At 34.1% G+C, this 22,355-nt stretch carries 21 protein-coding genes; 8 read left to right on the top strand and 13 right to left on the bottom strand.

The window, feature by feature from the left end:
- Positions 1-209: 209 nt before the first annotated feature.
- Together H3T43_RS03525 and dapF are read left to right on the top strand one after the other, a co-directional pair.
- The gene (locus tag H3T43_RS03525; protein ID WP_198212650.1) at positions 210-1,562 is read left to right on the top strand and encodes an aspartate kinase; all 1,353 of its coding nucleotides are present in this window, start codon (positions 210-212) and stop codon (positions 1,560-1,562) included.
- 17 nt (positions 1,563-1,579) lie between these two features.
- Positions 1,580-2,566, top strand: a complete 987-nt coding sequence (dapF, locus tag H3T43_RS03530; protein WP_198212651.1) for a diaminopimelate epimerase — start codon at positions 1,580-1,582, stop codon at positions 2,564-2,566.
- A gap of 202 nt (positions 2,567-2,768) precedes the next feature.
- Here dapF and H3T43_RS03535 read toward each other — a convergent pair whose 3' ends face one another.
- A complete protein-coding gene (locus H3T43_RS03535; RefSeq protein WP_198212653.1) occupies positions 2,769-3,659 on the bottom strand; it encodes a LysR family transcriptional regulator in 891 nt (296 codons plus the stop codon).
- A 102-nt stretch (positions 3,660-3,761) separates the two neighbouring features.
- Here H3T43_RS03535 and H3T43_RS03540 point away from each other — a divergent pair, with 102 nt between their 5' ends.
- Positions 3,762-5,201, top strand: coding sequence for an FAD-dependent oxidoreductase (locus H3T43_RS03540; RefSeq protein ID WP_198212655.1), 1,440 nt, complete (start codon positions 3,762-3,764; stop codon positions 5,199-5,201).
- A gap of 71 nt (positions 5,202-5,272) precedes the next feature.
- Here H3T43_RS03540 and H3T43_RS03545 read toward each other — a convergent pair whose 3' ends face one another.
- The 4 genes from H3T43_RS03545 to H3T43_RS03560 all read right to left on the bottom strand — a co-directional run bounded on the left by H3T43_RS03545 (position 5,273) and on the right by H3T43_RS03560 (position 9,322).
- Positions 5,273-5,710: a hypothetical protein gene (locus tag H3T43_RS03545; RefSeq protein WP_198212657.1), complete on the bottom strand. Its 438-nt coding sequence runs from the start codon at positions 5,708-5,710 to the stop codon at positions 5,273-5,275.
- Between the two features lie 190 nt (positions 5,711-5,900).
- Positions 5,901-6,533, bottom strand: coding sequence for an MFS transporter (locus H3T43_RS03550; RefSeq protein ID WP_370520775.1), 633 nt, complete (start codon positions 6,531-6,533; stop codon positions 5,901-5,903).
- 42 nt (positions 6,534-6,575) lie between these two features.
- On the bottom strand, positions 6,576-8,060 hold the full coding sequence (locus H3T43_RS03555; RefSeq protein ID WP_198212661.1) for an FAD-binding protein: 1,485 nt from the start codon (positions 8,058-8,060) through the stop codon (positions 6,576-6,578).
- Positions 8,061-8,269: 209 nt separating this feature from the next.
- Entirely contained in the window at positions 8,270-9,322 is a 1,053-nt protein-coding gene (locus tag H3T43_RS03560; protein ID WP_198212663.1) for an MFS transporter, read from the bottom strand.
- A 138-nt stretch (positions 9,323-9,460) separates the two neighbouring features.
- Here H3T43_RS03560 and H3T43_RS03565 point away from each other — a divergent pair, with 138 nt between their 5' ends.
- The gene (locus H3T43_RS03565) at positions 9,461-10,378 is read left to right on the top strand and encodes a LysR family transcriptional regulator (RefSeq protein ID WP_198212665.1); all 918 of its coding nucleotides are present in this window, start codon (positions 9,461-9,463) and stop codon (positions 10,376-10,378) included.
- 129 nt (positions 10,379-10,507) lie between these two features.
- Positions 10,508-11,404: an alpha/beta hydrolase gene (locus H3T43_RS03570; protein WP_198212667.1), complete on the top strand. Its 897-nt coding sequence runs from the start codon at positions 10,508-10,510 to the stop codon at positions 11,402-11,404.
- 57 nt (positions 11,405-11,461) lie between these two features.
- Here H3T43_RS03570 and H3T43_RS03575 read toward each other — a convergent pair whose 3' ends face one another.
- Both H3T43_RS03575 and H3T43_RS03580 read right to left on the bottom strand, forming a co-directional pair.
- A complete protein-coding gene (locus H3T43_RS03575; RefSeq protein ID WP_198212669.1) occupies positions 11,462-12,865 on the bottom strand; it encodes an APC family permease in 1,404 nt (467 codons plus the stop codon).
- Between the two features lie 9 nt (positions 12,866-12,874).
- The gene (locus H3T43_RS03580) at positions 12,875-13,603 is read right to left on the bottom strand and encodes a gamma-glutamyl-gamma-aminobutyrate hydrolase family protein (protein WP_198212671.1); all 729 of its coding nucleotides are present in this window, start codon (positions 13,601-13,603) and stop codon (positions 12,875-12,877) included.
- Between the two features lie 213 nt (positions 13,604-13,816).
- Here H3T43_RS03580 and H3T43_RS03585 point away from each other — a divergent pair, with 213 nt between their 5' ends.
- Positions 13,817-14,938 carry an SLC13 family permease gene (locus H3T43_RS03585; RefSeq protein ID WP_198212673.1) on the top strand — a complete coding sequence of 374 codons (1,122 nt, stop codon included), beginning with the start codon at positions 13,817-13,819 and terminating at the stop codon, positions 14,936-14,938.
- Between the two features lie 5 nt (positions 14,939-14,943).
- Here H3T43_RS03585 and H3T43_RS03590 read toward each other — a convergent pair whose 3' ends face one another.
- From H3T43_RS03590 to H3T43_RS03610, 5 genes are all read right to left on the bottom strand, one after another.
- Positions 14,944-16,494: an ATP-binding cassette domain-containing protein gene (locus H3T43_RS03590; protein ID WP_198212675.1), complete on the bottom strand. Its 1,551-nt coding sequence runs from the start codon at positions 16,492-16,494 to the stop codon at positions 14,944-14,946.
- Positions 16,495-16,769: 275 nt separating this feature from the next.
- Entirely contained in the window at positions 16,770-17,213 is a 444-nt protein-coding gene (locus H3T43_RS03595) for an ASCH domain-containing protein (protein ID WP_198212677.1), read from the bottom strand.
- Positions 17,213-17,605, bottom strand: a complete 393-nt coding sequence (locus tag H3T43_RS03600) for a cytidine deaminase (protein WP_198212679.1) — start codon at positions 17,603-17,605, stop codon at positions 17,213-17,215. Before H3T43_RS03600 ends, H3T43_RS03595 begins: the two co-directional genes overlap by 1 nt.
- Positions 17,606-17,648: 43 nt before the next feature.
- Positions 17,649-18,134, bottom strand: coding sequence for a GNAT family N-acetyltransferase (locus tag H3T43_RS03605; protein WP_198212681.1), 486 nt, complete (start codon positions 18,132-18,134; stop codon positions 17,649-17,651).
- Between the two features lie 145 nt (positions 18,135-18,279).
- Positions 18,280-19,167, bottom strand: a complete 888-nt coding sequence (locus H3T43_RS03610; RefSeq protein WP_198212683.1) for an SDR family oxidoreductase — start codon at positions 19,165-19,167, stop codon at positions 18,280-18,282.
- A 160-nt stretch (positions 19,168-19,327) separates the two neighbouring features.
- Between H3T43_RS03610 and H3T43_RS03615 the strand changes: the two genes are divergently transcribed.
- Positions 19,328-19,693: a DUF805 domain-containing protein gene (locus H3T43_RS03615; RefSeq protein ID WP_198212685.1), complete on the top strand. Its 366-nt coding sequence runs from the start codon at positions 19,328-19,330 to the stop codon at positions 19,691-19,693.
- A gap of 93 nt (positions 19,694-19,786) precedes the next feature.
- On the opposite strand, the gene H3T43_RS03620 is transcribed toward H3T43_RS03615, so the two are convergent.
- The gene (locus H3T43_RS03620) at positions 19,787-20,227 is read right to left on the bottom strand and encodes a MerR family transcriptional regulator (RefSeq protein ID WP_034978461.1); all 441 of its coding nucleotides are present in this window, start codon (positions 20,225-20,227) and stop codon (positions 19,787-19,789) included.
- Between the two features lie 156 nt (positions 20,228-20,383).
- Here H3T43_RS03620 and H3T43_RS03625 point away from each other — a divergent pair, with 156 nt between their 5' ends.
- Positions 20,384-21,028 (top strand): NAD(P)H-binding protein, encoded by a 645-nt coding sequence (locus H3T43_RS03625; RefSeq protein WP_198212687.1) that lies wholly within the window; start codon positions 20,384-20,386, stop codon positions 21,026-21,028.
- Positions 21,029-22,355 lie beyond the last annotated feature (1,327 nt).

Consider the following 22,355-nt stretch of genomic DNA (forward strand, 5'->3'; position numbering starts at 1 on the left):
CAAAATTATTTTTTGCAATTAATTGTCTCAAAGTTGTAGCAAAGGCTATTATATTCGGCATTTATCGACAGCATTTTTACCAAAGCTTTCTTAAGAGAAATAATAGCGTTATTAATTAGCAATTTTCTTTTTCGGTTGAAGATTAAAATTTTAATGTTAAAATCCAATACTAATTACTTAAATTAAATTTAATTGTGAAAGGTATTAACATGAAAGTTGTAAAATTTGGTGGTAGTTCTCTAGCTGACGGAGAACAATTTCAAAAAGTTTTAAAAATTATTAATGCTGATCCGGCTCGTAAAATCGTAGTTACCTCAGCGCCAGGAAAAAGATATAAAAATGACATTAAAGTAACAGATTTATTAATCGAGTATGCGCAAAAAGCAATTGCTAAACAAGATTACAGGGAAGTCGTTAAAACAATTTGGTCCAGGTATCATGACATTGCCGCTTATTTTAAAATACCCGAACAATTATTAGAGCCTTTATTGCAGGAATTACATAATCTACCTCAAGTTTCTTATCCAAGTAAAGATTTTTTAATGGCAGGCTTTAAAGCGCATGGAGAAAAACTAAATGCTCAACTTTTGACTTTAATTTTACAAAGTCGTCATATACCAGCTCGTTTCTTAGACCCTAAAGAATCTGGTTTTATTGTGACTGACAACCCTAATGACACCCAGGTTTTGCCGGAAACTTACAGCAATTTGCAAAAGTGGACTCAAACTTCAGACTTATTAATTGTTCCTGGCTTTTATGGTGTTACTCAAGACGGTTTAATTGCTACTTTTTCTCGTGGTGGTTCTGATATTACCGGAGCAATTTGGGCACGGGGACTTGACGCTGACCTTTATGAAAATTTCACTGATGTCGATGCTATTTACGCTGCTGATCCTAGAATAGTTACGCATCCTCACGCTGTTAATGTTATGACATACCGCGAGTTGCGGGAACTGTCATATGCGGGCTTTTCAGTTTTTCACGATGAAGCTATTATTCCTGCAATTGAAGGACAAATACCAATTAATGTCAAAAATACCAATCACCCAGATTTACCGGGAACAATGATCGTACCTGAAAATAACTTTCAGCCTCAAAGTACAATTACAGGAGTAGCTAGTTCTGGTCATTTTGCAGCATTATATTTACATAAGTACTTGCTAAATAAACAAGTTGGTTTTACTCTTAAATTACTACAAATTTTTTATAAATTTAATATATCTTATGAGCACATGCCTTCAGGAATTGATGATTTAACTGTGATTTTTGACAAACGCCAATTTAATGAGCAAATCCGCCAGCAAATGTGTCTTGAAATTCAACAGGCACTTAATCCTGATCAATTAGAGTGGATTGATGACTATGCCATTATCATGGTTGTAGGAGAAGGAATGAAAAACAAAATTGGGGTAATGAAGAATATCACGCTGCCTTTGGCACAAAAGCATATTGCAATTCATATGATTAACCAAGGTGCTTCAAGGATCTCAATTATGCTAGGTACTAAAAAAGCAGACGCAGCAGCTGCCGTTAAAGAAATCTATCACAAGTTTTTTAATTGATTTAAGGAGCAATTTTTATGGTACAACTACAAAAAGTTCACGGTTCACAGAATACATTTTTTCTACTAGATCAAACCCAATTGCAAACTCCTTTAACTAAAAATGAATTAGTTAATTTGGCCCAACAAATAACTAACTCCGCCACAGGATTATTAAACGGTGCTGATGGCTTGTTAGTAGTAAGCAATTCGCAGCACCCACAAGCCATAGGCAAAATGCAGGTCATTAATGCTGACGGTTCTTTTGCTTCCATGTGTGGCAATGGCCTACGAACTGTAGGTCGTTATCTAGCGCAAAAATACCACAAGCAATCTTTCAAAGTCGAAACAATGCAAAGCGATTTACGTGTCAGTTGTCAGGCAGACTGGGCTCAAAACGTTAAAGCAGTTAGTGTCGAAATCAGCCCAGTTAGTTTTGCAGCTGGAGATCTTCCTTTTACTAACTTAGGTTGCTCTGAACTACTAAACCAAGCAGTACCTGAATTTGCACCCAAGTTAACCTTTTCAGCAGTTGCTGTTCCCAATCCTCATTTGATTAGTTTAGTTTCAGATGAGGTTTTAAAAAGTGACTTGTTAGCAAATTTAGGAACAAAATTAAATCAGAAAAATCCTTATTTTCCAGACGGAGTAAACGTCAGTTTTGCTCAGGTTCTGAGTTCTGACCACCTTTTCGTCCGCACTTTCGAACGCGGTGTAGGTTTTACCAATGCTTGTGGTACTGGCATGTCTGCAGCAAGCTTAATTTACGCTTTGACTAACAAGTCACAGGATCTGTTTAATAAATTGCTGACTGTTTCAAATCCCGGAGGATTTGTCCAAACAAAGGTACATCGCAACGCCAATAGCTATTGGATTGAATTAATTGGAAATGCGACAGTTACACATTATATTGACGTTGCAGAAAATGACTTGCACCAGAAGCAGCCTGATTTTAATAATTTTAAGATTACAACTACTTCAGAAAATGAAGCATATCAGAATTTTATTGCTGTGAATAATAACTAAAGCAGCTGATATTTTAAAAACCAAACTTGTTTAAGTTTGGTTTTTTATGGCTTATATTTACAGTTAATTTATCATCGATTTTGATTAGTATATTAATAATTTGTTGATGATTTTTACCAAAATCAGCAGAACACAGACAACTTTTGAAATCATATTACAGACCCAATTTTTTAAGTTGGGCTTTTTCTTTAAAGAATAATATCTAGATATCAGATTTGATACTTTGCCTTAAATTTGCCATTATTTTTGGAATCAACGGATCTCTTTCTCTTAGAGATGAATACGCTAATCCATATGAAAAATCATCATAGTAATTTAGTTGTCGGTAACTTATACCTTTTTGAGCAGGATTAATGGCAAAATTAGGAATAATCGCTACTACTCTTTCCGCAGCCAGAACGTAGTTGTACATTAAAAAGTAGTTATCAACTGCCTTAACATTCTTCTTATCGAGTTTTTGATATAGAAGTTGGTTAAGCTTAAAAAGGCTAGGATAAGTTTGATCTGTGAATAAAACTAATACTCTATAATTTTTAAGTTCAGCTAAATTTACTGTTTTTTTAAAACGCAGTTTGTTATCAGAATTAAACATCAGCAAAAACTTTCCAGCAAGTAATTGGTCAAATCTTATTCCTACAGCATTATTAACAAGGTCACTGGAAACCAGTGCCATATCGATCTTATTATTAGCAATTTGAGAAACATAGTTTCCTAAATAATTAACAATAAAATTGAAACTTGTTGGTTCAAACCCCTTTAAAAAATCTGGTAAAAAGATACTTTCAAAAGGCGAATAGTCCAACCCAATTTTGATATCACGGAAAGACTTTTCCTGATGAATATTTTTGATATTAGCAATTGCTGCATCTTTTTCCTTAAGAATATTGAGGGCCACATTGTAAAAATAGATACCATCAGTTGTCAATGCAATTTGATGTGGATTACGAACAAGAAGTTGGGTTTTTAATTCTTTTTCCAAGTCATTAATATTTTTTGAAATTGCAGATTGCGAAAAATTAAGTTTGCGTGCTGCAACCGTGAAGCTTAAATTGTCACTGACAGTGATGAAACAACGAAGTTGGGTAAAATTCATTTTACTATTCCTTTTAGTGATAACCTATTCCAAATTATAAAACTCAGTACTATACCCCGCAGTCTATCATTAATTGCAAGAGTAAAAGAAAGGATATTTAAAATGTTAGACAATTATGATGTAGTCATTGTAGGCGGTGGTCTGTCTGGATTTGCCGCAGCAACTGAAGCGGCTGATAAAAACTTAAAAACTCTTCTTGTAGAAAAGGGTCATACTACTGGTGGAACAGGCAACTATGTTGAAGGGATTTTTGCAGTTCAGTCACAGATGCAAAAAGAAGCAGGAATCAACATTAAACCTGAAAGCATTCTTAAAACCGAACTAGATTACTCCCATTATGAAGCTAATGGATTAATCTGGAAAAAGTATATTGAACAATCAGCTGAAAATGTCACTTGGCTGCAACAACATGGCGTAAAATTCAAAGGTGTCGTTAATATGGGCACTGGTTTTGCCACATGGCATCTATTTGAAGGATATGGTGATAAAGCTATTCATAACGCCTTAGAACCCTATATCAAAAGTAAAGGTATTGAAATAAAAACTTTAACCGAAGCCACTGAAATAACTCAGACAGAAACAGGAGAATTTAGTCTTAAACTTGTTAATGTTAGCGATAAGTCTGAACAGACTGTTTTAGCTAAAAATATTGTTTTGGCTTCTGGAGGTTACTTAAACAATAAAGAACTAATGAAGCATGCTCATAAATATAATCCTCAAAAAATTGTTGCTGTCAATTCTGGTAAAAGTACAGGTGACGGTCTAAAATTGGCCTGGTCACTAGGTGCACGTAAATTTTTCACCGGAATGACAATGAATTTTGGTGGCCAAATTTATGATGAAACTAATCAAGTGCCCGCTTACGAACTATCTGATTGGAACTTAGGCAGTGCTGTCTGTGATGAGCCAGTTTTATGGGTTAACGAAAATGGCGATCGTTTCGTTAATGAATATGCATGTGTAACAAATTGGGCCAATGAAGGGAATTCTATGTTACGTCAAGATCGTATTTTTGCGATTTTTGATCAAAAAACAATTGATGATTTTACTAATAAACAGTTCCCACTTGATTTGCATCCATTTTATGAATTACCTAACTATCCCAACTTGAAAAAGGAAATTAAAACTGCCTTAGACAAAAAACTCAGTTTTATAACTAAAAGTGAAACTATATCTGACTTAGCAGAAAAATTAAATACTCCTAACCTTCAAAGAAATATTGCAAGATACAATCATTTTTCAGAAATTGGAAGTGATAATGACTTCGGTAAATCTGTAGAATATTTGCTACCGGTCAAAGAAGGCCCATTTTATGCTTTGGAAATGCAAGTTGGAGCCTTTACAACAGGTGACGGTCTAAAAGTTAACCTGAAAAACGAAGTTATTGATACCAACGGCAAAGCTATAAATCACTTATATGCTATCGGAAGCGATGGTTCCGGCGTTATTTATGGTGATACATATGGAGTCGAAGTTAGCGGCACACACGCAGGATACTGTGTCTACTCTGCAAGAAATGCAATCGATGACATTGCAAAATAAACAAGAAAGTACGTAATTTAACAAAAGAGGGATTACTCAGTACGGTAGATTACTGAACAATCCCTTTTAGTCTACTTATATTCTACTTTGTGATAACCCCAAAAGAGTACAGATAGCATTATTATTAACAAAATGATTCCTAAAATAAAAACCACGTTCCAGTTTAATGAAAGTTCATAAACCAGACTAACTGCAGGTACTGCAAAGGCTCCTACTAAATAAGTAATAGAATTAATATATGAATATCCTGCCGCAAAATCTTTACCTAAAATGTCTTTTGCAAAGATCTGTTCTCCTGGTCCATAAATATCTGTCAAGATGTCAGCGCCAATGGCACTAACTAGGGCAAAAATCGGCTCATGTTTAACTGTTGCCAGAATCAGAAGAGGAAATGTGCATAAACCCAAAAATAACCATACTGGCAGAGACTTGGTCCCACCAAATTTTTCAGTAGTGATAGCAAACACTGGTGTAATTAGAATATCAATTCCCGTCATAATTGTTTCCATTAAGCCTCCTATTGCTGCGCCAAAACCAACTTTAACCGCATAAGTAGGAAAAAGCTGATTCATGTTTGAAGCAAAAGTAATTGCAATGAAGAAAATCAATGTGAGTATAAATGGCTGCGAAAGCCAAAGATTTTTCAACTGCTTTGAATTATTTACAGTTTTACTATTAGTATTTCTTTTTGAACGCTTATCAAAACCGTATGGCTTTAGGCCTACATCCTGAGGTTAGGCCTACATCCTGAGGTTTGGCCTTCATTATTAACGAACAAGGTATTCCTAAAATTATTGTCAACCAAAACAATATAAACATTGTTTGTCTCCAACCTGAAATAGAAATTAGATAAGTTAAAACTGGTGTCATAATCAATAAATAAATAGTAGAAACAAATGAGCCCATTGTAAAAGCTAAATTTTTTCTACTAACAAACCAATTATTGAGGACAATACCTTGAACAACGGTTCCACACGTTGCACTACAAATTCCAACAATAACAGCAAGAATATATAATTCCCAAACTTGAGTGATATGTGAAAAATACCAAATACTGAGTGAGCCTATAATTATTGCCGTGAAAGTTATTTTACTTAAACTGATTTTAGCAATTATTTTATTAATTAACGGCAGCATTGCCGCAATGGAAAAACTAATCAACGTATAATAAAGTGACACAATTGACATTCTACTATTTAGTGAATGAACTAAAGGGTTTAGGAAAAGGCTAAATAACAATGTGTAGGTATATTCCAACAAACTCATTAGTAAGCCTGAAGCAATAATAATTAACCACGGGTATATTTTTTGTAATTTTGTTATTTTTGTCATTTTTCAACTAAACAATCATTGAACTTATTAAAAGTCAAGTTATCATTGCAAAGCCGCTTGCTGCCCAGCTAGTCTGCCAAAAGTTTGAGCATGGCTGCAAGTTAAACCTGGAACATGGTCTGGATATGAACCCCAGAAAAAGCCACCACTGGCATTACCAGCTGCGTACAAATGAGGAATCGCTTCTCCTGCTTTATTAAGTACTTGCATCTTGGTATTAATTCTCAAGCCATCAAGTGTTGCTAACAACCGGCCACCATAAACTGCTCCGTAAAAAGTACCTTCTTTGAGTGGTAAAAGTCTGAAATCTTCTTTACCAAATTGGGTGTCCTTACCTTCTGCACACATTTTATTGTAAGTATTCACGCTGGCCTTTAAATTTTCTACCGGAAGATTCAATTTCTCAGCTAATTCTTCGATCGTAGAAGCTTTTTGTATGAAGCCTTCTTTAATCCTAGTTGCAATTTCTTGCTTGTTTTCTTCAGTATTGTAAAAGCCGGGCCAGTTTAAGCGGGCACAACCTAAAGTATGGAATTTTTGCAAATTATCCATTGTAGCATCATTCCAAATTGCTACTTGTAAATATCCTGGCTGCTTAGTTGCCCTATTCATATCAAACTCATATGGCGCACTTTCATTTCCTACACGTTCACCATTTAAGTTTAGTTTTAACAATGGATAGCTTCCCATCCAAAAATAGCCGACATCTTCCCAAGACTTAACATAATATTCATTTGTATTAGTGCCAACTGGAACTGACCCACGATCAAATATGATTTCTGCAGGTTCTTCATCCCTCCAGGCACCAATTTCTAAGGCAGCAACCTGACCTGAACCATCATCTCGTGGACTATCAGAGTATACATTCTTCTTTAGGCCTAATGGATTCCATTTTGCCATTAAGGCTTCATTTGAACCATAACCACCTGTACAAATAATGACACCCTTTTTGGCTCTAAATTTCTTTACTTCAGAGGTTTTGGTATTTTTAGTTACCACACCGGTTACTACACCATTTTCAGTAATCAAATGTTCTAACTTAGTTTGCCATAAAAATTCGGCACCAAGTTCCTTGGCTTTTTCAACGACCCACTTACCATAGAAAACATCTTCATGCTTATCATTTGTAACATCATGTTCAGTTGGAAAAGCCGTGTTAATCAAAGTATGATATTCAGCATCTGGTTGTGCATAAAGATGTGAACCATGAGGCTTTAAAACATTATCTTCGAGCCAATCAACAGTTTCGGCACTATTATTAACCCACTTCCACAATAATTTTTGATCTACATTATCTTGAGCAAATGCTGACAAATAGTTAATTAACTTATACTTGTCAATTTCAATTCCTGCTTTTTTCTGAGCCTTTGTTCCAACAGCTGCAATACTTAAACGGTATAAAAAGCCCGTACTATTCATTTTATCAATGACTAAAACTTTAGCGCCTTTTTCAGCAGCTGCACAAGCTGCCATACCGCCAGCATTACTTGCACCAACAACAATAACATCATATTCGTTCATATTCATAATCTCCTCCTATTTTGCTAATTTATCTGCTCTTTTTTCACCAATAATAACTGCAAACAGAACTATAACTTCACAGATTGCTACAATACCAACAACAATATTCCAATTATGTGTTGCATCAGCAATATTACTCAAAACTGGCGTAGCAAAAGCACTTACTACATATGTAATAGAACTTGCATAAGAATAACCGGCATCAAAATCTTTGCCTAAATATCTTTAGCAAAAATTTGTTCTCCTGAGCCCATAATGACAGAAATAGCATCTGCAGGTACTGCAGCTATCAAAGCCAATGGAATCAGCCTCGTTTGATTTGCAATAATCATCAATACTGGAGCTAGAATTGTTAAAAATAGCCACCAAGGCAAAGCTTTTCTTCCACCAAAGTGATCACTCGTAACCCCAAATAATGGAGTCATAATCAAATCAGCTACAGTAATGATAGTTGCAATTAAACCACCCACATTTGCTCCAAATCCAACACCTTCAGCAAATGACGGCCAAAGGGATGTCATATTACCGGCAAACTCATTGAAACAGAAGAAAATTAAAACAAGAACAAATGAAACTGATAAAAGCACTTTACCTGTACTGGAATTATTACTTTCCTCTTCTTCACTATCATTATTTACTTGATCTAGTTCAGCTTGTGAAGAAACTCCATAAGGCAATAAATTCAACTTAGCTGGTTCTACCTTAGTAAACAATGAACATGGAACACCAACGACCAACATAATAATTGCTAATATGATAAAAGCTCTGCGCCAACCATTACTTTGAATAATTTGAGATGCAACTGGAGTAATAATTGCCAAAAAGATAGTATTAAAGAATGCCCCAGCAGTGAAAGCAAAGTTTTTGCGTTTAACAAACCAATTGTTAATAACGACTCCTTGCACTACATAACCGCTGAAACCACAACAAATACCCACAACTGCCGCTAAAACATAAAAAGCCATCACATTGTTAGCCATGGAAAATAACCAAGTCGAAGCTGCCGTAACGACAATAGCACCTAACAAGATTAATGAAACGTTAACCTTGTGAATAAATTTTCCCACTAGGGTTGTACCAACTGCAGTGGCTAAAATTAAAACAGTGTAGTAGTAAGAAACTGAACCTAATTTTCCGCCACCAATAGAATTAGCAAGCGGTGTCAAAAATAGTCCCATTACTTGTGTAAAAACACCAGAGACTACACCGCAAAGCAAACCAGTAGTAACAATCATCAACCAAGGATATATTTTTTGCTTTTTACTCATTTCCTCTATCTCCTTCTCTAGTTTAATTAAATTTATGGTAGCATGGTGTAAAGCACTTTCAGCAGATAATAAAGAAAACAGCTTTTCCAATTTAGCAAAGCTGCTAATTTATTTTTGTTAATGAAATAAGGAAATTACATGAATACTAATCAACTTAAATATTTTCTATCTTTAGTTCAAACCAGAAATATTACCCAGACTGCAAATCAGTTATTTGTGGCTCCTTCAACAGTTTCAAAAAATATTCATAAATTAGAAAACTTCTTAGGGATGAAATTAATAAAACCTGGTAGACGTGGTATTGAACTCACGGCAAGTGGTGAATTCTTTTATATTAAGGCTAAAAGAATATATGCAGATATCAATGAAACAGTTACAGATATTAAAAACAGCAATTTAAGGGCTACTGAACCGATTACAATTGCTTTTACAGGATCATTATTTGAAATTGAATTTTTATCAAAGTTTATTCAAAACCTAGATAGTAAATTACAGTCCAGAATAAATCTTGAAATTTTTGATCCTAATGACGGCAATGATATTTCCACATCATTGATTCAAGGAAAATATGATTTTGTTTTATATCAGAAAGATTTTTTTATAGACAAAAAGGAAATAAATTTTGAACCGGTCTTTTCAACTGGTCTATCAGTTATTGCTTCTAAAAAGAACCCGATTAGCAAAAATAAATCTTTAAAAATCAAAGATTTATCAAAACAAGAAGTTTACATTTGGAACTCTATTCCACCCTTACCTTTAATCAATCACTTTAAATTTGAATTAACTCTTAAATATCCTGAATTTGATTTCAAAAGTATCAGCGATGAAGTAGTATTAGAAATATTTTGTGCCAGTAACAGATGTTTAGGAATCGTTCCGAGTATTCTTTACGACAAGGTCAATGAAAATTTGAATTTTATTTTATTGAATTACAATATTTCTTTTGCAAATGGCATTGCCTATCGCAAAGGGTATGAAAAAAAGGAATATTTTCAACAAGTTTTCACAGCTTTAAAGCATGCGGAACTATCCGAAAAAAGCACGTGGATTGACTAGTTACAGGTTGTGTTTATTTCTTAAAAACGTATTCAATAATCACTTTAAAGTTAATTTATGACCTTCTTTTTTACTTATATTGAAGTAAAATATAATACTAAAGCGATTACAAAAAAGGAGAGCTGTAAAATGTCAGAACCTGACTATCAAAAATTAGTTGAAGAAACACGAATTGCAATAAAAAAAGGTGATGATCAGCGCGATGCTGGATTGCCAACACAAATTCCGGAAGTAGAACGGTTTGACAATATTTCTTATGGTAAGGATCCCAAGTATCAGATACTCGATGTTTATTTACCAAAGAATAGAACCAGTGCTAAATTACCGGTAATCGTAAATATTCATGGTGGTGGCTGGATATATGGCACTAAAGAAACCTATCAGTTTTATTGCTTGGCTCTGGCTAAAGAAGGATTTGCCGTAGTTAATGCCAATTATCGATTAGCACCAGATGTGGCCTATCCCGGAGAACTGGATGATATCAACCATGTATTTCACTGGGTAGCCCAAGAGGAAAATGCGACAAAATATCAATTCGATCTAAATAACGTCTTTATTGTTGGAGACAGTGCCGGCGGCCAAATGGGAGAACAAATTTTAGCAGCATACACTAACAATGAATACTGCAAGTATTTTGGTTATTCAGTACCCCGTTTAACAATTAAAGCTGTCGCTTTAAATTGTGGCGCCTACTTCCTAACTGAAATCCCATCATATACTGGGGCACCCGAAGCCTATTTCAGACCTGAAATTCGTTTAAATAAACATGAAGAATTAAACGCCGAACAATTTTTGACCCAAGCACTGCCACCGCTTTTCTTAATGACATGCACTGATGATTTCTTACGTGATAACGCCTATATGCTTTCAGGCTATCTGAAAGCCAAAAATATTTACCATGAACTTCATTTCTATGGTGATAAGAAGCATCCACGAGGTCATGTTTTTCATGTTAATCAAAAAGATGAATTGGCCAAGAAATGTAATGAAGATGAGCTAAACTTCTTCCGTAAATACATTAATTAACAGTGAAAAAAAGCCGAACTAGTATTGTCTAGTCCGGTTTTTTGTAAATTTTAAAATTTATTGCTGACTGCTTCTTTCTTTTCTGGAAAACCAAAACATAAACAGCGGCAAAATTATGAAGCCAAAAATCATCATAAAAATCGCGTACCAGTTAACACCAACGACTTTGCCATTTTCAATAATACCAAATTGAGCTTGCCAATTATATTTAACTAGCAAAAAGATTACTAAAGCAATTGACAATATTGGTACAAAGATATCAGTCCATACATTTTTAGTAGCCGGTAAAATTGGCTGCTTATTTTTACCATAGTAAAAGCAGATTACTGCCAGAGGAACAATGATGAAGCCTAAAAATCTGACCATAGCACTCAACGTAATTAAGTTAGTCATGTTATACTGAAAAGCTAAGGGTACTAAAATTGCTAGTGCTTCAGAAATAAAGAAAGTTTTAATGGGAAAGTTATTTTTAGTCCTTTCTGTTAAAGTAGCCGGCAATTGATGTTCACGGGCCATTGCCTCCAAAATGCGTGGTGCATTAAAACTAGAGGCAACATTTATTCCCAGCATCGAAATAAGCGCTCCAACTAAAATTACATCCCTCAATATATCATTTTTAAAAATCGCACTGATTGCCACCACTTGTTTAGTTGTCATCAATGCCTTAGGATCCAAAACCATCGCTACTGCCACTACCCCAATATAAATAGCGGCAATAACCAAAATTGCCAGTGGAATAGCCTTAGGTAAATTCTTTTCTGGTTCCTGCATATCTTCCGAACCAGAAGCAACTGATTCAAACCCAGTAAAAGCATAAAACGCAGAAACCACAGCCATAACAAGTCCGGTAGTAGTTAAAACCGGTACTATTTTATGCCCATTTTGCGTTATTTGGTCAACGGATGACAGGCTATGGCTGGCTCCAGTGGTAATAAGTAAAACAACTCCAGCTACAATAATCAAAATTAATGCAGCTAATTTACCAGCTGTAGCCATGTTCATTACAAGTTTCACAAATTTTTGCCCAAATAAGTTAATTACAGTTACTGCAAGCATTAATATAATGAAGCCAATGGTGACATTTAAAAATTTGTCAGGATTTCCACCAAAAATAGAAATAGTTGACTTTATTACACCGACAGCCATTACTCCCCAAGCAACACTAGCAGAAAAATAGCGCAAGATACCGACGTAAAAGCCAACATTGTCACCAAATGCCGCCTTAGAATAAGCATAAGAAGCGCCAGACTTAGTTACGTATTTGGCTGCCGCTGAAAATGAAATAGCTAAAATTGAAGCAAAAACTGCAGCGATGAAATAGACAATTAATGCTTTGCTCCCTGCCTGGCTAACCACGCTCCCGGGAGTTAAAAAAATACCCGAGCCAATAATCGAATTAATTGCTAAAAAGACAATTGACCAAAAGCCTAGTTTATCCCCAGCGTTTTTATTTTGAGTCATTATTACTCCTTACTTGGCGTTTTTAACCACAAATTTAAATAAATTATTCATATATTTTGTATTCGGATTATTATGTAACATTTCAGGGTGCCATTGAATTGCTAGAACCGTACCTTGTTTATTTTCTAGCCCTTCGGGCACGCCATCACTTGCATCAGCAACTTCAAGTAAATCTGGAGCAACATCTTTTATCAACTGGTGATGAAATGAGTTAACCATGCATTCAGTTTTGCCTAAAGTTTTAGCTAGTAAGCTGTTTTTCTTAATAGTGACTTTATGGGTAGGTAAATCAGGCGTATGACCCTGCTCATGTTTCACAGTTTGTTCTGGACGATAGCTAAGATCTTGGTAAAGACTGCCACCATGTGCTACATTAATGATTTGAGCACCTCGGCAAACTCCAAGAACCGGTTTATTGGTTTCTTCCGCAATCTTTAATAACAGCATGTCGAAATGATCTCGCTCAGGCCAAATCGGCCCTATTTTGGGCGATAATTCTTCACCGTATAGATGAGGGTCAACATCGTGACCGCCACTTAAAATAAGACCTTGAACATATTCCATTTGGCTCTTTATAATGTCGTCATTTTCGGTAAATGGAATTATAAACGGAATTCCGCCATTTTTAACAACAGAATCCACATAGTCTTCATTAACATAACTACGTCTATAACTAGGAAACATTCCACCAGAATCAATCATTTCAGATCCGGCAATACCAATAATTGGTTTCGTCATTTTTTCTCCTCATTTAAGCTGATACTAATAGTTATTAATATTATAATAGTTATTATCAATTTAAGTGTATCTTTTGTTTTTAAATCTTTTTTAGCAGAAGTATAATAATAATTTATAGTTATTTATGTAAAAAATTAACTCTTATTTACTTTTCGTAGTAAAATATTCAAGTTAAAAATTTTGAGCAGATTATTTCTAAAAGAGTGATGCAGCATGAAAGCAGTCAATAAAATCATTAAGCAGCAAAAAATAATGTGGGCTACTCTTCTAATTTTATTTTTAGTTTGTGTGATTTGTCGAACCCTGCCAAAAATATCCGATGTTAACTGGCAAACAATCTTATCTTTATTTAGTTTAATGCTTGTCACACAATATTTGATTAACATTAAGGCATTGGACTACTTAAGTCAAAAAATCATCAATCTAGCTCATACCCATAGACAAGTTACTCAGTTATTAGTTCTATTAGCAGGATTTTTAGCTATGTTTTTAACTAATGATGTTGCGATCCTAAGCTTAGTACCATTATTTTTAGTTATTCACAAGCAGGTTCATGGGCCATTTACTTTTCCTTTGGCACTAATCACAATTGCAGCAAATCTAGGAAGTGCATTGACTCCTTTCGGTAATCCGCAGAACCTCTATCTATACAATCACTATCAGCTTTCTACGGCTAATTTTTTCAAAATTTCACTCCCATTGTTCCTAATTAGTTTTGTTTTAATTTTGTTAACAACATTTGTAATTCCAGCAACTCCACTTCCAGTTTTAAAACAAACAGACTATGAGGTAAAACCAATTTCTCTAATCATTGCTTTTGCACTACTAATAGTTACACTTGCAGGAGTACTTCATTTCGTACCGCTAATTTATACCACCATAGCAGTAACAGTAGCTATCATAGTCATAAACCATTTGCTTTTTACAAAAGTCGATTATGGTACTTTAATTACCTTTATCGGCTTTTTCTTAATAGTCGGAATTTTGGGCAAGCAAAAGCTGATCATTAACACTGTCACCCAACTATTGCATCAGAGTTCTCTTATCACTTATCTGACAGGTATAACATTAAGCCAAATAATCAGTAACGTTCCAGCTACTTTTCTCATGACTCGATTCAGTACAGACATAGTCTCAATTTTTCTCGGTGTGAATGTTGGTGGTCTAGGAACTCCTTTAGCTTCATTTGCTAATTTGTTAGCATTAAAACAGGCTCATGTCCATAGTAGTCGAATATTAATAGGCTTTTTAGCCTTTAACTTTATTTTATTAATTCTACTAGCGGGAATAGTCATGCTACTATTACCTCAATTAATAGAACTTGGTTCTCTTTAGAGACTTTATTTATTTTTGAGACTGTTTATTTCCTGGGAAATATTTTCAATGTCAGTAAATGAAGCGTTAGGATCAGAAATCAGTTGGTCTAATTTAAATTGTAATAAACTGATTTGATTAGCAGTCTTAGCATTTTCTTTACTGGAGAAATCGCTAGGAGTTATTAACTTGTGATTTTTTATTTTCCAAGAAGTAAAGTTTAAGTTTTTTAACAGGTTCTGATCGTGAGAAACTACAATAACAGCAAACGGATAGTTTCTTAAAAATTCTTCTAAAGCATTAATAGATGAAATATCTAAAAAGTTGTCCGGCTCATCAAGTATCAGCAAGTTATGCTCACCTAAAAGCACTTTTGCCAATTTATAACAAACCAGCTGGCCTCCACTCAAAGCACTAACTTGGTTATCCAAAGACCTTTGCAGATGTAAGTCACCTAAAAGCTGCATTGTAGTGGTTTTATTAAAAATGCTGTTTTTATATATTACTTCTTTTACTGTAGCTGTTTCTTTAGTTTCCTGCATCATATTCTGTTTGAAATAGCCCATTTTTAGCTGTGGATTAAGCCAGACAGCCAATTTTTTTTGAAATAATTTTGCTAAAAAAACTGATTTTCCAGCACCATTTTTTCCAGTTAACGCTATTTTTTCTTTTCCTTTGATTTTCAGTTCTTTAGTTATACTGAATAATTGCTTTTTATGAACAGCAACATCTTGAGTCTTGAATCTGACTATGCTGCTTTTCTGTGACAGCTCCAGGTTCATGTTTTCAATATTACCCAAAGTGATTGGATGATGAACTTGTGGCTTTTCCAGCGTCGTTTCTGCTTTAGCTATACGCCTTTTCAGTAAAGTACTTTTACGAAAAAGGCTTTTCTCTAAACCGCTACTATCTTTTATTTTCCAATCAGACCAGGAAATATTTTTCTTTTTCTTAGTAGATTTTTTAGCCCTAGTTTCAAATCCTTGTTGGTTCTTTTTTAGTCTTTTAATCTCAACTTGTTTTTGAAAATACTGAGTGTTCTGCCTTTTTTCTTGTGCTCTAAGAAATTGCTGGTATTCGTCATAAGTACCTTTAAATTCATAAACTTGCTGGTTTTTGATCTGCCAAATAACATTGACAAGCTTGCTTAAAAAAGTCTGATCATGACTTATTACTAAAAGTGGCTGTTTTAAGCCGTTTAAGACTTTAATTAACCATTTCTGTTGCTCAATATCTAAATTAGATGTCGGCTCATCCAAAATTAGCAGAGAATTCTGAGTTTGATTTATCTGAAGTAATGCTTGAATAATAACTGCTTTTTTCTTTTCTCCACCACTTTGCTCACTGTTATTTAAAATTTGGGGTACTAAAATAGTATGACAATTTCGTTTAACTTGCCCTTCTATCCCAAAAATTATAGGCTTTTCAGCAATAATGTTGACCAACGTAGTTTTACCTACACCATTATCACCTATCAAACCAACTATTTGTCGGTCTTGAACATTTAAATGAGGAGCTTGAAATAAAACTTCACCTTGATAATCTACTTTAAGATTAGTAATTTTAATGTATTCCATATTAACACCTGCTTTTTGCTAAAGAAAAAGCACTGATAACCAAATTGCCCATAATTTGATTAGCAGTGCACAAAAAGCCAGTGAAACTAAAGAACCACCTTAATAGAGAACAGTACTAATTTCTGATTATCGGCAAAAATGCGTGATAAAAGCATTGGTTATCAAACTTTTTTGCTTACTAATAAAATCAGAAATTAATTCTCCATTTTTGCAATACCTTCTTTTCCTAAATTATTTTAACTATATCATATTTCTTTCATTTTTCAACAGCTCAATTATTCAACTTTTTCAAAAATCTCACATACCATTGGTGCCTGTGGATAAAATTTTTGACCATTGGCTTTAAATTCTTCTTCAAAAAATTGATCATGAACTTGGCGCCAGTACTGATAACTGCGGTCTCCTTCACCTTCATGATAAGCATGTTCTGCGGAAATTTGATTATAAGGAATAATTTCTACCACTTTATCTTGGACAACACAGACAGGTTTGCCTTGACCATCGAGAATTATGTTCCAATCGCCAACTTTAGTCATATCTTCATCGCCTGGTACATATTCTGAAGTTGTAGCAGTTTTTATGCCTCTCCTAACTAACTCAGCCAATTCATCTGCATCTTTTTCATTAGAACCAAAAGCCCAAGCTTCAACTTTAGTGCCTGCAGGCAAATTATGCTTAAGGCAAAAATCCTGCCAAAATAGTTTTACTTCTTTGTCCATTATAGCCACCATTCTGGGGTTAGTTCGCCCATTGTAGCGACTTTGTCTTTTTCATAATCCAGCATAATTTCAACTTGTCGATAATCTTTTTCCATGAGTTGAACAATAAATTCGCGACAAGCACCACATGGAGCTCCATTTTTACCATCTGCCATTAGTGCTAAAACCCGACTAATTTTAGTTTCACCATTGGTAATCATATTAAAAAGAGCATTGCGTTCTGCACAAACGCCTAATCCACACGCTGTGTCAACGCAAACTCCTGTATAAATTTTTCCCGATTCAGCTAAAACAGCAGCAGCGACACCACCGGCTTCCATATGAGGTCCAATTGCGGTGAAACCTTGTACTTTCTTAGCTGCTTCATACATTTTTTGCCATTCTTCATCCATATTTTTCCTTCATTTCTTTCATAAACCAGCTATAAAATTTAGCTCAAATTTTCTTTGACATGATATCAAACTTATAGATGCCACCATTTGAATGTACCATTTCAGTATTTCTTTTGACATAGCCAGCTCTTTGGTAGACTTTAATCGCACGCAAATTAAAGTCAGCAACGGATAAAACAATTACTTTATAGTCATAGTTATTTTTGACAAAATTTTCAATAACAGTAATAAATTCACTGCCTAGCCCATGACCAGTCAATTTGGGAGCCAATCCTAATCCTATTTCAACTTGCTCTTCTCTTTGTTCATTTTGATCAAGACAAAAGAAAGCAACTAAGTTGTCGTCAGTATCCAAAACTTGAAAGTAATTATTTTTGCGTAACTCTGGAGACATTATTTCGTCATAGTCTTCTTGATCATTTTTCATATCATAAAAAGCATACTGCCCGCTGTAATGCCATTCATCTGCAATAATCATGGCATTCTTTTGTGACAACAATGATATCTTTTGAAAAATGCTTTTATTCATTTCTTCACCTCTATACTCTTAGATATTAAAGTCTAATTAATTATTAAATATACTGAAAACCCATCCAAAAGGCAAATTTAGCTAAAAAAATCCGCTTTTGCTCACACAGAAGCAAAAACGGAAACTAAGATTTTATTGTTTATCTTTAATTAATTGCTTGTCCACCAGTTGCACCATAAACTTGTCCAGTAACATAACTAGCTAAATTAGAAGCTAAGAAAATATAAATGTGGGCTATTTCATCAGGTTGACCTGCACGATTTAATGGTTCTTCTTGACCAAATGTTGCCAGAGCATCAGTTGGCTGACCACCACAAACCTGCAAAGGAGTCCAAACTGGACCAGGAGCAACGCTGTTAACGCGAATTCCTTTAGGAGCCAAATCCTGAGCCAAATTCACTGAAAAACTGACAATTGCGGCTTTAGTAGCGGCATAGTCAAGCAATATTGGTGTTGGACTGAAACCTTGCAAAGAAGTTGAAGTTAAAATTACGCTGCCCGGTTTCATATGCGGTACAGCTGCTTTAGCCATTTCAAACATCGAGATAATATTTACTTCAAAAGTATCGTGAACTTGATCAAGTGACAAGTTTGCCAAGCCATCAGCATGTTGCTGAATAGCTGAGTTCATTACTAGTAATTCTATGCTACCAAATTCTTTAACCGCTTTTTTAACAACTTTTTCAGCTTCGCCACGTTTGCGGAAATCAGCTGGCAACAAAACTGCTTTACGACCAGCCTTTTCAATCAACTCAGCGGTATCTTTTGCATCAGATTCTTCTTCTGGCAGATATTGAATAGCTACATCGGCTCCCTCTTTGGCAAAACCAATTGCTACTGCACGACCAATACCTGAATCACCACCAGTGATAAGAGCATGCCTATTTTTCAATAAACCATGGCCTTCATAGTCAGCCATATCTCCTGCAGGTGCTGGATCCATTTTGCTTTGCAGTCCAGGATATTCTTGTGATTGCTTAGGCATATCATCATGATAATAACTTTTTAATGGGTCTGATAATTTATTGTCCATTTGTACTTTCTCCCTTCAATAAATTCAATTTCAAGATACCGCTTTTATAATAATAAAACAAAAATATTGCTTATTAATTCACATAAGAACATTATCTTTGCTCATTCCAATACAATGCTTTATGATTAGTTTATTAGGTATAAATAGGAGGAAATATTTAATGTTTAAATCATATAAAAAGTTCTGGCAGAATATTTTTAATTTTTCTGGCACTGCCAATCGTTCAGAATATTGGTGGCCAGTAATTATAAACTGGATTCTCGCTTTTGTGTTGATGCATTTAGTTGAAAGTTTGTTAGGCCATTCAATTAATGATATTTATAATTGGGGTGACTGGAGTATTAAGACTAGTTCTCTCATTATTTCCTTCGTTGTCTGGATTGCAATGCTATCTTTGCGTTTTCGCCGTTTACATGATACCAATCGCTCTGGCTGGTGGGTTCTAATTATGATAGTACCAATAATTGGAGATATTTGGTTTATTATTCTAATGTTGCTGCCGTCAAAAGCAAATAATTACGATTAAAATAATGTTAATCTTTTGCTTCAAACCTGCCCAAGTTGCTTTGTTTAAACTTAAATAATATAAATTATGTGTAATAATGTACCTTTAGTGCAGTTATTGCACTTTTTCTTTTCCAGACAATATTTCCGCTAACCACTTTTTGCGCTCATCCCTGCATACGTCCATACTATGTTTTTTCGCAGCTTCATTATAAAAATTAAGCTTACGATTAATTACTTCCATTGATTTATCCAGTACTTTCATTTGTTCTCTCACTTTTTGTTTCTGTTTTAAAAACATTTCCTTGCGCTGTTCAACCGTATCAATACCATTCTCTGCTAGTTGAAGATAATTTTTGATTTCCTTAAGTGGCATTCCCGTTTTTCTTAGATAAATAATCGTACTAATCACTATCAGATCATTTGGTTCAAATTCACGAATTCCATTTTCATCACGTTTAACAAACTTTAATAAACCAATTTTTTCATAGTAGCGTAAAGTATATGTACTAATTCCCAGCAATTCGCTGACATCTTTAATTCTAAATTTTTTCATTAGTATCTCCTTTTTAGCAACTTCACCAAGATAGGATAAAGCACTTAATTTTTATATTTCACTCTCAACTAAACTAAACGACATTTATTAAAAAATTTGACTTAGAGTTGCTCGAACCCATTATACTGAACATTAATTACAAAAAGGGGTGTAATTATGAATTTTTTAATTTTAGCGGCTAATGGTCAAATAGCTCGAATCGTTGAAAACCGCATACTTTCTGAAGATAATTTTCAAGATATCAATTTAACTCTGGGTTTGCGTAATCCTCGTCGCTTAGTTTCATTGGAATCCAAAGCCCGAATAATGGAAGTTGATTTAAATAACAACCAAGCTGTCAATAAAGCCATGTATAAACAAAATTTAGTTTTCGTTGACGTTGTAGATCATACTAAGGATAACACCATCACTAAAAACGTAATTGAAGCGATGAAAGTTAACCATGTTTCACGTGTAATTTTTGTTAACATTCTTGGCATATATAACGAAGTTGGAGGTGAATTTGGCCGGTGGAATCATCAATTTGTTATGCCAGGACTACAGGCTGCCATTAACTCGGACAAACTTTTAGCAAGATCTGGCTTGCATTATACTACTTTACGTTTACCCTGGCTCAATGATCGTAATGAAATCAAATATTCTATTACTACTCATAATGAACCTTATATTGGTGTTTCAGGTTCACGCAAAAGCATTGCAGACGCAATTTTAAAAATTGTTCGAAATCCTGCATTATATGATAATGACAGCATTGGAATTGCCGATCCAGATACACAGGGAAAAGATCGACCTGTTTACTAAAGAGTCAGTATAAATGAAAACAGGAGCATTTATTAAACTAATCAAAGTGAATTAAAAGAATGTCCTATGCCCAAACTTCAACCAGAAAATGATGCAATTTTAAAAGTTGTTCGTTCCTCTGTATACGAATCCGATTTATTGTGATTCTGTGGTATATCAAAATTTTCTGCAAATTCAACTACGAAGCATGAAACATCGAGCGTTGCTGAAAAAATGGGCAAAAAATGTTGTTGATATTCAGCTGGAGACTTTGTGATTGCATCATTTACACATGGTCGTGGTCAATGTTCAATCTGTTTAGCAAGATTCGATGGTAATCATCTCAATGAAGGTCATTTTATAAATAGCGTTTATCAGTCAGACTATCTTAACGTTCATTACGCTAACTGGGTATTACTCAGAATATCGAGGAAGCGTACATATTATAATTAAGTTTCACATGAAACAAAAATTGACTATGGTTCATTAATCCAGTGATAAAAGTCTGTATAATCTGTAATTCTTTAACTGATATATTTTTACCTTTCCAGCAAACAAGTAGCTGACTATTACTGAGTCTAACTACATTTACAAACCAAACTTTTGCCAGTATCTACTGAAAAATTTATTCAGTTAAATGATAATAAGTAATTTAGTAACTGTTTTTATTATAAAAGCAATTCAATTATTTACTTTAATTTGTATATTAGCTCGATCTAGTAGCAGCTTTTTCAATATTTATAATATACATTATCTTAATCGTATATAAAATATTGATATAATTATCATAAGATAAATAATATTTATATTAAATTAATCACTTGTCTATGATTAAAATTTTTATATAATTTAAAAGGTACCGGTACAAAAATTAAAAAGCAAAGGAATGATTAATTTTAAATTAAGAAAATAGCAATCTCAGAACTGACTGCTTTAGCTTTAAGTCTAATTGCAATTTTTATGTTTAAAAAATAGAGTGTAATTATGGAAACAAATAAACAAAAACTAACAGCAAATCAAAAAAGATCTAGAAGTAAGCCAAAATACTTTAAACTCTATCAGTTTTTTTGCATACCTCTTCTCCATAATGATAAGCAGTATTTTGATTGAAAAATTTTTACCGAATTGTTAGCCATTTTGGGCTAGTGGTAGAAATCTTCTGATATTTTTAATTTGTATTGCAATATATTTTATATTTTTTACTTTTACAGATAAAGCTCTTGACTATTTCTGTTCTAAAAACAACATTTAAACTATAATTTCGGGTGCAGATAAATCATCAAAATGTGATTTATCTGCTTTTTTAGTAATTTCAATAATTTACTTTTTCAAAATATAAAAAAGTGGT

The sequence above is a fragment of the Lactobacillus sp. M0396 genome (assembly GCF_016101625.1).
Taxonomy (GTDB): Bacteria; Bacillota; Bacilli; order Lactobacillales; family Lactobacillaceae; genus Lactobacillus; species Lactobacillus huangpiensis.